The sequence below is a fragment of the Virgibacillus necropolis genome (assembly GCF_002224365.1).
GTDB classification, from domain to species: Bacteria; Bacillota; Bacilli; order Bacillales; family Amphibacillaceae; genus Virgibacillus_F; species Virgibacillus_F necropolis.
Genome location: NZ_CP022437.1, coordinates 4,127,973 through 4,139,107 on the forward strand (window position 1 = coordinate 4,127,973; position 11,135 = coordinate 4,139,107).

Here is an 11,135-nt window from a genome sequence, read left to right on the forward strand (position 1 = left end):
AATTTATTTCATAAGTAAGTAAATGTTGTTATTGGCTAACAACAGCTAAGATGTCATTTTCACGAAGAATTAAGTATTCTGTACCATCATATTTCACTTCTGTACCAGCAAATTTTGAGAAAATAATGCGCTCTCCTTCAGAAACCTCAAGTGCAATTTTTTCTCCGTTATCTGCTACACGACCAGATCCTACTGCAACAATCTTACCTTCTTGTGGCTTTTCCTTTGCAGAGTCTGGAAGTACAATACCGCTTGCAGTTTTTTCCTCTTGTTCAACAAGCTCGATTACAACACGATCTCCTAGTGGTTTAATCATGTAGACAACCTCCTTAATTCATTTGCTTTTATTAATTATTAGCACTCTATACAACTGAGTGCTAATTCCAATTATTATCATATAAAAACCTCGATAAAATTGCAAGTAATCAATGCGATATTTTTTAAAAAATTTTCTTTTACCCTTGTTAATAGACCATTCTATTATTAGCATGGCAACAATTATGATAAAATGCTTAATAGAGTGTTAATAGCACTACACAGTTGCATACACTAGTTAATATATTGATTATTAAAGGAGTCGTTTCACTTTGACCAAGCGTTATTGGTATGTCATTCTCACCTATATTATTATGCAATTTTCTGGGATAGTTTTTGCGCCACTTTTATTCGCAACCTTACCTATTAGTGAATTCCAAGCTGTTATATACTGGACAATCTTTAGCTTTGCAGCCGGACTAGTTGTCATTCTTTTGATTATGAAACCGTACATGAAAGTACCAGCTACACGTGACGCTGCAAAGCCTGGTGCAATTGTTCTATGGTCTATAGTTGGTGTGTTCATGGCCTACTTTGCCCAGTACATTGCAAGTATTATTGAAATACAGATATTAGGTATTCAACCCGGTTCTGCAAACACCGAAATGATCATTGACATTACACGTGCAGCACCTATATTTATGGTCATACCAGCTATAATAGCACCTATTGTAGAAGAAGTTATTTTCAGAAAGATCATTTTTGGAAGCTTTTATAAAAAAATGAATTTCTTCTTAGCGGCTTTACTATCTGCGTTGATTTTTGGAATCATTCATGGAGAACCTGAACATATTCTTATCTATGGTTCAATGGGATTTGTGTTTGCTTACCTTTATGTGAAAACAAAACGCATTCTTGTTCCGATTATCGTCCATATGACATTAAACTCCATATCTGTACTTGTTCAATTTTCGTTATCACCAGAGGACATAGAAAAAATGCAAAAACAGCTCGAACAAATGCAAATGATTTTAATTGGGGGCTAATATATTTATGAGGACTTCACCAAAGGTAATGGCGATTATATACTTTATTATGGGCGTATTATTCGTCTACATGGCCATTCAAAGTTCAGGAGAAACCGGTTGGAATTCCATCACAGTGGTATTTGCAATAATAGCTACACTTGATTTTTACGTGGGGTTAAGACTTATACGAAATTATAGACATAACAAAAAAACTAAGGAGTAGCCATTAAAATTGGCTACTCCTTGTTTTTTTAACATGCACATTGATTTGATACATATAATGAATTACCCTAGACAAGTTGGAGGAGAATGCTAGATGACACTACCCCTATTTATTACTTTTTTTATTATTTTTATATTATCTTTAGCTGTTATAATCCTCACCATTTATAACCGTAATAGCATTTCAAAAATGACAGGTATGATGATTGCAATGGCAACTGGAATGATTGTCGGATTAACGGTTGGTGTAATTCTAGGCATTTTTCTAACTGGAGATTTATATTCCTCTACTGTACTAAGTATCATAATCGGGGTGACAGCTGGTTTTTTAGCGGGATTGCCTATTAGTTTACTTGCAGTCCTAGATGGAACGTTATCAGGTATTATGGGCGGCATGATGGGAGCAATGCTCGGATTAATGGCTACGCCTGAATTTCAAGATTCCTTAATTAGAATGATGTTCATGTTATTTATTGCGATTGTTTTAATTCTTTTTCAGCTGATCAGGCAGGAATCTTTAAACAAAAGCTCAAATCAGCCCTTTATTGTTCTTTGTTTATTCGCATTCCTGCTATTTATTATTGTTTATAATCAACTGGGACCGATTATTTAAAGTAAAATATAAAAATAGGAAGTTTAGTTTATTAAAGTTACGTATAAATAAATAATCCCGAACCCAAACATCCCTATAATAGAGCAATATACTACAGTTGAATTTTTAACCGCTCCCCAAAAAATCTCCTTTACTGCAACCATAAAAATGACGGCAATAGCAAGATTTATAATGAACGCGAGCAATGACGGGATTCCACTATCAAAAAGTTGTCCTAACAAAGACCCTGCGGCAATAGGAAGTGCTATGATTATTGTGAATAGCAAAAAAGTAAGAAATCCGAATCCAGCTAAAAACAAGGGTGTGAAAATGATAATCCCTTCTGGAATGTTATGTAACACAAGAGTTGTTAACATTAAATTCCCAATATCTGTTCCTATAGTTGATCCAAGTGCAATGCCAACAGGAAAATTATGAATCGCTATACTCATTGTTAAAAGTACACCAGAACGAACAAAGATATCCTTTTGATGATTATCGGTAATGATCGTAATTTTACCCATAAAACGATGAATATATATAAACAGCAGCAATCCTGCCGCTAAACCGAAAGCTAGAACAGTCCATCCACCTAACTCTATACTTTCTGGAATCATTTCAAGAAATAACAATCCCATAATTAGCCCTGTACATAATGAGTAGATAAAAACAAAACCTTGCTGAAACCCTTTCATAATCCATGCAAGTGCACCTCCTACTCCAATTCCTAAAGCAGATGCGAAAGCCCCAATAATCCATGCAGTACCCATTAAATCCCTCCCTATAAATCGCTTATATTTATTTTATATGGCTAATGAAGTTTAAACATACTAGCCTTAATCAATCTATAGTTGACAGTTCTGTTTATGAAATATACAATATGATCATATGTTAATATATGCATACATAAATAGATTATTATACTACCTGTAACGCGAATTAATTATAGAAGCGAGGGAATTATAATGGAAGAACAAGAAAAGAAGGAAAAAGTGAATACTAAGGATTTAGATGAGGAAACATTATTTGTTGTATCTCAAACATTCAAAGCGTTAGGTGATCCGACCAGAATTCGAATTCTTCACTTGCTATTTCATAAAGAGTATTCCGTAAATGACATTGCAGAAAATTTACACCTTAGACAATCGACCGTTTCTCATCAATTACGTTTCTTAAAAAATTTACGGCTAGTAAAATATCGTCGAGAAGGTACAACTTTATTTTATTCTCATGATGATGAGCATGTTATGAATATGTTGAAGCAAACAATCGACCACGCCTGCCATAGCTGATTTTATTTTTAGAAATGGGCAAAACTTATACTTTCATTACACATAAAGAATTAAAAATATTATTAGCATCAATATCGTTATATGAATATATATAAATATAACCATAAATAATGTATAGGAGGAATTTAAATTGGGCCATGATCACGGGCATGACCATACACATGGTGCTAACAAAAAAGCATTAATGATTAGTTTTATTATTATCACTGCATATATGATCGTTGAAGCAATCGGAGGATTCCTTACCAACAGTCTAGCTTTATTATCAGATGCCGGACACATGTTAAGTGACTCTATATCACTTGGAGTAGGGTTGTTAGCCTTTACATTAGGAGAAAAAGTGTCTAACCATAGTAAGACCTATGGATATAAAAGGTTTGAAATTTTAGCTGCCGTTTTTAACGGAGTCACTCTCGTATTAATAGCTTTGTATATTTTCTATGAAGCATTTCAACGTTTTACAGATCCCCCTGAAGTAGCCTCAACGGGTATGTTGACTATCGCTATCGTTGGGTTGTTAGTAAATATCTTCGTTGCATGGATACTTATGCGCGGTGATACAAAGGAAAATCTAAACCTACGAGCAGCTTTTCTTCATGTATTAGGTGATTTACTTGGTTCCGTTGGAGCAATTGTCGCAGCTTTACTCATCATGTTTTTCAACTGGGGATGGGCCGATCCGCTAGCAAGTGTTATGGTTGCTATTCTTGTATTGATAAGTGGATGGAGAGTTACCAAAGATGCTATTCATATATTGATGGAAGGTACACCAAAGAATATTAAATTAGATGATATTATTCAAACAATGGAAAACGTCCAAGGTATCTTTAGCATACATGATTTACACGTATGGAGCATTACTAGTGGGCAAAATGCTCTTTCCTGTCATGCTGTAGTAGATAGTGATCTTTCTGTTCGAAGTTGTCAAAAATTATTACGAACTATTGAACATGAGTTGGAGCATAAAGGGATTGGTCACGTAACAATTCAGATGGAAAATAATGAACATCCACATGGTAATTCATTAATGTGCCAACATGAACAAGATTCTTCTCATAGTCATTAAATTTGTACCCCCCACCTGAACTTCCAGTTGGGGGTACTTTTAATTAGTTAAACAAATTACTCATCGCCATATTTCGCGTGCATTAAGCGTAGGGAATTAAGTACTACGATTAAAGTAGCTCCCATATCAGCAAATATCGCCAACCATAAGGTAAGCCAGCCGGGAATTATTAAGAGCAGCGCTAGCACCTTTAACGCAAGGGCAAAAGAGACATTTTGCTTAATAATCGATAGTGTTTTTCTGCTCAAAGAAATTGTGTATGGAAGCCTTTCTAAATCATCCGCCATCAATGCTATATCAGCAGTTTCCAATGCCGTATCTGTTCCAGCCCCACCCATTGCAATACCAACCGTTGCGGTTGCGAGTGCTGGAGCATCGTTGACACCGTCTCCAACCATTGCTACATTTCCATAACGTTCACGTAGAGTCTTTATAGATTCCAATTTATCTTGTGGCATAAGTTCTGCTCTAGTCTCACTTAACCCCAGTTGCTTTCCAATAGCCTTTCCAGTTGCCTCGTTATCGCCGGTCAACATAACCGTTTTTTCAATACCAAGCCTATGAAGCTTTTGAATAATAGATGGACTACTTTCTCGAACTTGATCGGCTACAGCAATTAAACCTTTCACCTCTCGTTCTGTACCAATCAACATAACCGTTTTACCCTGTATTTGTAATTCTTTAATCTGTTGTTTCGTACCAGTTGAAACTGAAACCATTCCTTCAAATAATGATGGACTGCCAATAAAATAAACTGTACTATTTACGGTTGCCTTTGCACCTTTACCAGTGATCGATTGAAAATCCTCAGCTTCAAAAGCATTTACCTGTTCATTATCCGCTTTACGTATGATTGCGGATGCCAATGGATGCTGAGAAAATGCTTCAATTGCTTTTGCGACACCCAGGATTTCCTCATGGCTCATCTCAGATAATCTAATGACTTCCGTAACTTCTGGTTTTCCTTCTGTAAGGGTGCCAGTTTTATCAAAAGCAATAACTTTTAATCTTCCCGTTTCCTCCAGATGAATTCCGCCTTTTATCAGAACTCCTTTACGCGCTGCGTTTCCTATTGCTGTTACAATTGCCACTGGGGTGGAAATTACCAAAGCACAAGGACAACCAACCACCAGCACCGCAAGTCCACTATATACCCATTCAGACCAGCCCTCTCCAAAAAATAGAGGTGGAATTACTGCTACTAATAGTGCAATTAACATAATGGCAGGGGTATAATACTTCGCAAATCGATCAACAAACTGTTGAGATGGAGCGCGCTCTGCTTGGGCCTCTTCAACTAAATGAATGATTTTAGCAATTGTCGTATCTTCCACATGTTTCGTAACACGAACCTCTAACGTTCCTTCTTCATTCAGTGTTCCCGCAAATACTTCATCTCCAGTAGTTTTGTAGGCTGGAATTGACTCCCCTGTTATTGTTGCTTGATTAATAGAAGACTGACCCTTTACAACCTCACCATCCATCGCAATTTTTTGTCCAGGTTTGATCAGCATGATATCATCAATTCGAACATCTTCTACATCAATTTCCATCGTTTCATTGTTGCGTCTTATGGTTGCTCGATTTGGGGCAATATCCATTAGTGACTGAATCGATTGCCTTGCTTTATCCATTGAGTAACTTTCTAAAGCTTCACTCAGTGCAAACAAGAAGACTACTACTGCTCCTTCACCCCACTCACCAATAATAACTGCACCAATAACAGCTATAGTCATTAAGGTTTTCATGTCAAACTGTAGTTTCGTTAAGTTCTTCAAACCTACCTTAAACAAATCAAATCCACCGATTATAATAGCTACCCCAAATGTTCCAATTGTAATTAGGCTTTCCTCTCCTAGTTGGATAGAAAAGATATAGCCTACAATAATGAAAAAGAGGGATATCATTGCGGTAATGTTATCGCGTTTTTCCCAGAAAGATTCCTTCTTTCCAAGTTGACGTTGTCGTTCCGGATACACTTTAATGCCGTCGAAGGAACCAGCTTGTTCTAGCTGTTCAATTGTGGCACCACCATGAACCGTTATTTTAGACGCTCCAAAGTTCAACTTGACGTCTTCTACTGTTTGTATGTTACGTATGTTTTTCTCAAACTTGGCTGCACAATTTGTGCAGGATAAACCTTGTAGCCGATATACATTCTTATTCGTTTCCACTAGTACCATCTTCTTTCCCATGAATCATAGCGATATATACCAATTGACGGACATGATCATCTGCTAATGAATAAAAAACCAATTTGCCTTCTTTTCGATACTTGGCTAACCTCATATTTCGTAAGAGACGTAAATGATGGGAAGCAGTTGCAGTAGTCGATCCGATAATATTAGCTACGTCACATACACATAACTCTTTTTCCAATGTTAGTGCATATGCAATTTTTAAACGGGTAGCATCCGATAAAGCCTTGAAAATCAATTCAACCCCACTTACCTGTTCCATCTGTGGTTGAATTCGATTTACTTTTTCCACGTCAAAACAAAAGGTATCGCACATATCTTTGACTTTTTCATTGTCCACTTAGATCACCTTCATTCAAATGATTGTTTGATTATTTGTTTATAGTGTATGCTTTATAAAATTTAATGTCAATCAGGTATAACGTTGCATAGCCTAATCGTATCAACAACGAAAAGAGTGATTGGTGTGCCGGTTGTCGCTACAAATCAATGGCTGGATCATTATTTAACTAAAAAGCTAGGATTTCCTGACCTAGACATGGGAATTCAAAGAGATACATTGTGTCCACATCTAACTAATTATTACACTAGTATAACTACTGAAGAAATACATCAACACTTACTACAGAACGGACTATTTCCACCTTCCATTTCAGATGAAAAAACAATAAATAAGATGTACGAGAGGAATATTTGGAGAAATGTTGAAAGCGAATTTAATAAACTAAAAGTAGACTGGAATGGCCCTGATGTTCCACTATTTATTTTTCCTTCCAACCTTGAAAATGAACAGCTTCGGATTGACTTTAATGGCTTAGCTGGCCTAGCACACCAGAATAAGTTATTTTTATTTGTTTCTAGCCAACCTACGGATAAGGAAATTCAAGCACTCTTGACCCATGAATATAATCACGTGTGTAGACTAAATTACTTGAATCAAGAGGAGAAGACTATAACGCTATTGGATGCAATGATCCTTGAAGGCTTAGCAGAAATGGCTGTGCATGAACGAATGGGTAAAGAATACTTAGCAAAGTGGACCTCGATGTATTCACTTGAACATGCTTTGAAATATTGGAAAGGTGAGGTTGAATCTAATTTGCATTTACAGAAAGGGTCTATCCGACATCAACAATTTATGTATGGAAATGATTCTATTCCAAAATGGATGGGCTACAACATAGGGTTTCATCTTGTCTGTTCATTCGTAGAAAATACGACATGTACGGTAAACCAATTGTTAAGAATGCCTACTGAACAAATTCTCGAAGAATCCGCTTTTAAATAAAAAAATAAAGCCCGTAAGCTATTACAGGCTTCTAATATATTTATTTATTTTTTTACCAAAAGAATAATAGAGAAAGAGCTGCAATCGTAGCTAGTGGTACAGCAAAACCTCTACCGTAGCCATATCCTCCACCAAAGCCATATCCAAATCCTCCAAGGTTTCTATTCCCACAAGGGCGTAGAAAAACATGTGAATGGTTGACATTGGTAATAACGCCTCTGTGATATCTTCCATCTTTTGTTCTTATTCCCACCGAACGTCCAACATTTTTCCTGCATTCATCAAAGTAACGGTTACAAGACATTCTATCTTTTACTCCTTTCGTTTACTATTTTAAATATAAATGCATGGTACTACCTCATTAGATCCCCATGCATTATACGAGTAATTTATGAGCAATCTGTTTGTATTGATTGGACAATAAACACACTTACGGTTAATAAAAGGAGTTTTAAGCCAATCACAGAGATAAATTGAATGAATAATATAAGTAAATGTAAATAAAGGATGATTCAATGGATAACTATAATTATCATGATTTTTTGGCTTTCTTTGCACGTAAGGAAAGTATATAAGTTTTAAGGAAACGCCGGCATAAGTGCAACTAAGGCTTGGCGATAAGCTAAGTTTTCTAAGAGTTGGTGGAGCACACCCAGGAGGACTTGCATTAACAAAAGCGTTTTTAAAGAACGTAAAAATTGATCGAAATAGTAAAATACTTGATGCTGGCTGCGGAACAGGACAATCCTCTGCATATTTAGCAAAGACATATGGTTGTTCGGTAACTGCACTTGATCGTCATCCAATTATGTTACAAAAAGCGAGACAACGATTTTGCAGAGAAAATGTAACAGCTGATGTAGTTCAAGGGGATATTGGAAATATACCTTTAGTGGATGAATCGTTTGATTTAACATTCTTAGTCAGAAGTCTCCTTCAAAATCTATGATTTAGTGGGGGATGAATGACTCTTTTTAGTTATCGAAATTAAAAGCATAAACAGAGACAAATGAAGAAATATTTGATAAACTAAAGATACAAACATACATTCGGGTGGTGGCGGCAGGTGTTCTTAAATTACAAATACGAAATGTATCCTAGTATAAAGCAAATAGTAATGTTAGATGGAAGACCTGAAAATTAAAAACATGGTCAAAAATCGTCACCTAGCAAAATCCATTCACGATGCTGGTTGGGGAGCTTTTCGTAGGATGCTCACGTACAAGTGTAATCGCAACGGCGGAAAACTGGTAAAAGTAAAGCCGCACTTTACCAGTCAAGATTGCTCAAATTGCCATCACAGAGTGAAAAAATCATTATCTGTTCGTACGCATGTTTGTAAACATTGTGGAACGGTATTAGATCGTGACCACAATGCCGCAATCAACATAGAAAAAGTCGGACTAAACCAACTTGGTCTGACTCCAACTGCATAATTATAGTGTGGAAACTGTAGGCCGCCCGCCCGAACAGTATAAACAACACCTCTGGAGACTGTATAAGCCTCGGTTCGTCAAGAACAAAGCAACGGTCGTTGAACGAGGAAATTCGCTTTTATAGGGAGCTCCATCAAAATCTTGGATTAGATGGAGAGGTTCACTACTAGTTGAATCTGTTACCGTGTTCTCTGACATAAATAAATCAATTCCGGAATTTGCACGTTTTTTACGAAATGAGGGGGATTTATGACCTTGAAATGACAGCAGCCTTCCCTTTTCCAGAAGAAATGATGCACGTTTTCAGGCGATTAAACGGAATATATGGAATAGCGCAAGTGCCAACAGAAAGTGAGTGGATGGGTATATATAACAACGCAGGATTTAATTTAATTAAAACTGTCCTTGAAAATAGTGTAACTAAAGCACTGAACACACAAACTTTGCAAAGAGATTCTGATGGATCACTTGAGTTTGATCCTTCAGATTCAATTGACTCGTCCATCTATGAGATCTGGGATGAACACCAGCTTCTCACAGAAAAATATGCAAAGCTGGTGAATTAAAATGTCTATCATGCAACCAAACATGGGTTATGACCCTAAACGAATACAGCTACTCCTGACCACCATTCAACGGATAATGCTTTAAAAAATACACCAATGCTTGTAGCTCAACGGCAAGATCAATATGGTGTACACGGATGTTGTCTGGCACGGTAATCCTCGCAGGTGTAAAGTTCAGTATACCGGAAACACCAGTTTTAACTAAACGTTCTGTGATACCCTCCGCCTCACCAGATGGAACGGTCAATATGGCAACGTGTACATCGCTCATTTTTTCCTCTAATTGATCAATATGATAAACAGGAATACCACCGATGTCCGAACCTACCTTACTTGGTTCTGCGTCAAATGCCATCATGATTTTTGTATTATTATTTTTCATAAAATTATAGTGAAGAAATGCTGTCCCTAGATTACCAACACCGATTAGTGCAACCCCTGTTAATTCATCTTGATCCAATGTTTTCCTGAAAAATTCTAAGAGATATTCAACATTGTAACCGTAACCTTTTTTACCCAATGCACCAAAATAAGAAAAGTCTCTGCGAATTGTAGCAGAATCCACTTTAACTGCTTCGCTTAATTCTTTTGAAGAAACCCGAGCTTTCCCTTGGTGATGTAAATTATTTATAAAACGGTAATATAGCGGTAAACGCTTGGCTGTAGCCTGCGGAATTTTATGTTGTACCAAAGTTACTCCCCCTATCTTTAGCGCCGATAGTCTCCTGACTTGCCGCCCTTTTTCTCTATTAAATAAGTTTGACCAATAACCATTCCTTTATCTAGTGCTTTACACATATCGTAAACAGTTAATGCAGTTGCAGAAGCAGCAGTTAGCGCCTCCATTTCAACTCCAGTACTTCCTTTTGTTTTTACAAAAGCTTCTATAACCAGTTCATAATTAGTAGTAGATAAATGCCAATCAAATGAAATATTAACTCCTTTTATTTGTAAGGGATGACACATCGGAATCAAATCTGATGTCTTCTTTGCTGCCATAATTCCAGCGACTTGCGCAACCGCAAGTACATCACCTTTTTCAATTCCTTGGTCAACAATTTTTATGTAAATTTCCTTTGTTACGAATATGCTTGATCGTGCTGTAGCAGTCCGCTCTGTTTCTATTTTCTCACTAATATCCACCATTTTTGCCCTACCCTGTTGATTAAAGTGGGTGAAATCAGTCATGTTC

Annotated in this window: 15 protein-coding genes and 1 pseudogene; 9 read left to right on the forward strand and 7 right to left on the reverse strand. The window is 36.7% G+C overall.

Features of this window, described 5'->3' with window-relative positions; translation table 11 throughout:
- Window positions 1-28: 28 nt before the first annotated feature.
- Entirely contained in the window at window positions 29-316 is a 288-nt protein-coding gene (gene groES, locus CFK40_RS19565; RefSeq protein ID WP_089534052.1) for a co-chaperone GroES, read from the reverse strand.
- 271 nt (window positions 317-587) lie between these two features.
- Here groES and CFK40_RS19570 point away from each other — a divergent pair, with 271 nt between their 5' ends.
- From CFK40_RS19570 to CFK40_RS19580, 3 genes are all read left to right on the forward strand, one after another.
- Window positions 588-1,301: a CPBP family intramembrane glutamic endopeptidase gene (locus CFK40_RS19570; protein ID WP_089534053.1), complete on the forward strand. Its 714-nt coding sequence runs from the start codon at window positions 588-590 to the stop codon at window positions 1,299-1,301.
- Between the two features lie 70 nt (window positions 1,302-1,371).
- On the forward strand, window positions 1,372-1,506 hold the full coding sequence (locus CFK40_RS19575) for a YdiK family protein (protein WP_319418064.1): 135 nt from the start codon (window positions 1,372-1,374) through the stop codon (window positions 1,504-1,506).
- Window positions 1,507-1,599: 93 nt separating this feature from the next.
- Window positions 1,600-2,118 carry a hypothetical protein gene (locus CFK40_RS19580; RefSeq protein ID WP_089534055.1) on the forward strand — a complete coding sequence of 173 codons (519 nt, stop codon included), beginning with the start codon at window positions 1,600-1,602 and terminating at the stop codon, window positions 2,116-2,118.
- A gap of 23 nt (window positions 2,119-2,141) precedes the next feature.
- Here the strand turns inward: CFK40_RS19580 and CFK40_RS21430 are convergent, their stop codons facing one another.
- A complete protein-coding gene (locus CFK40_RS21430) occupies window positions 2,142-2,867 on the reverse strand; it encodes a ZIP family metal transporter (RefSeq protein ID WP_227001829.1) in 726 nt (241 codons plus the stop codon).
- 195 nt (window positions 2,868-3,062) lie between these two features.
- On the opposite strand from CFK40_RS21430, the gene CFK40_RS19590 reads away from it, so the two are divergent.
- Both CFK40_RS19590 and CFK40_RS19595 read left to right on the forward strand, forming a co-directional pair.
- Window positions 3,063-3,389 carry an ArsR/SmtB family transcription factor gene (locus CFK40_RS19590; RefSeq protein WP_089534056.1) on the forward strand — a complete coding sequence of 109 codons (327 nt, stop codon included), beginning with the start codon at window positions 3,063-3,065 and terminating at the stop codon, window positions 3,387-3,389.
- A 184-nt stretch (window positions 3,390-3,573) separates the two neighbouring features.
- Entirely contained in the window at window positions 3,574-4,455 is an 882-nt protein-coding gene (locus CFK40_RS19595; protein WP_089534459.1) for a cation diffusion facilitator family transporter, read from the forward strand.
- Window positions 4,456-4,511: 56 nt separating this feature from the next.
- On the opposite strand, the gene CFK40_RS19600 is transcribed toward CFK40_RS19595, so the two are convergent.
- Window positions 4,512-6,638 carry a heavy metal translocating P-type ATPase gene (locus CFK40_RS19600; protein ID WP_319418012.1) on the reverse strand — a complete coding sequence of 709 codons (2,127 nt, stop codon included), beginning with the start codon at window positions 6,636-6,638 and terminating at the stop codon, window positions 4,512-4,514.
- Window positions 6,616-6,969 carry an ArsR/SmtB family transcription factor gene (locus CFK40_RS19605; RefSeq protein WP_089534460.1) on the reverse strand — a complete coding sequence of 118 codons (354 nt, stop codon included), beginning with the start codon at window positions 6,967-6,969 and terminating at the stop codon, window positions 6,616-6,618. Before CFK40_RS19605 ends, CFK40_RS19600 begins: the two co-directional genes overlap by 23 nt.
- A gap of 108 nt (window positions 6,970-7,077) precedes the next feature.
- Here CFK40_RS19605 and CFK40_RS19610 point away from each other — a divergent pair, with 108 nt between their 5' ends.
- A complete protein-coding gene (locus CFK40_RS19610) occupies window positions 7,078-7,941 on the forward strand; it encodes a DUF2268 domain-containing putative Zn-dependent protease (protein WP_152640156.1) in 864 nt (287 codons plus the stop codon).
- A gap of 52 nt (window positions 7,942-7,993) precedes the next feature.
- Here the strand turns inward: CFK40_RS19610 and CFK40_RS19615 are convergent, their stop codons facing one another.
- Window positions 7,994-8,245 carry a hypothetical protein gene (locus tag CFK40_RS19615; RefSeq protein ID WP_089534059.1) on the reverse strand — a complete coding sequence of 84 codons (252 nt, stop codon included), beginning with the start codon at window positions 8,243-8,245 and terminating at the stop codon, window positions 7,994-7,996.
- Window positions 8,246-8,539: 294 nt separating this feature from the next.
- On the opposite strand from CFK40_RS19615, the gene CFK40_RS19620 reads away from it, so the two are divergent.
- The 3 genes and pseudogenes from CFK40_RS19620 (at window position 8,540) to CFK40_RS19630 (ending at window position 9,943) form a co-directional block, all read left to right on the forward strand.
- Complete coding sequence (locus tag CFK40_RS19620; RefSeq protein WP_089534060.1) at window positions 8,540-8,890, forward strand: class I SAM-dependent methyltransferase; 351 nt, start codon at window positions 8,540-8,542, stop codon at window positions 8,888-8,890.
- 175 nt (window positions 8,891-9,065) lie between these two features.
- A pseudogene (locus CFK40_RS19625) lies at window positions 9,066-9,377 on the forward strand (RNA-guided endonuclease InsQ/TnpB family protein); the annotation flags it as partial.
- Window positions 9,378-9,637: 260 nt separating this feature from the next.
- On the forward strand, window positions 9,638-9,943 hold the full coding sequence (locus CFK40_RS19630; RefSeq protein ID WP_089534062.1) for a hypothetical protein: 306 nt from the start codon (window positions 9,638-9,640) through the stop codon (window positions 9,941-9,943).
- 49 nt (window positions 9,944-9,992) lie between these two features.
- Here CFK40_RS19630 and CFK40_RS19635 read toward each other — a convergent pair whose 3' ends face one another.
- Both CFK40_RS19635 and moaC read right to left on the reverse strand, forming a co-directional pair.
- Window positions 9,993-10,634 (reverse strand): redox-sensing transcriptional repressor Rex, encoded by a 642-nt coding sequence (locus CFK40_RS19635; RefSeq protein WP_089534063.1) that lies wholly within the window; start codon window positions 10,632-10,634, stop codon window positions 9,993-9,995.
- A 17-nt stretch (window positions 10,635-10,651) separates the two neighbouring features.
- Window positions 10,652-11,131 carry a cyclic pyranopterin monophosphate synthase MoaC gene (gene moaC, locus CFK40_RS19640; protein ID WP_089534064.1) on the reverse strand — a complete coding sequence of 160 codons (480 nt, stop codon included), beginning with the start codon at window positions 11,129-11,131 and terminating at the stop codon, window positions 10,652-10,654.
- Between the last annotated feature and the right edge of the window lie 4 nt (window positions 11,132-11,135).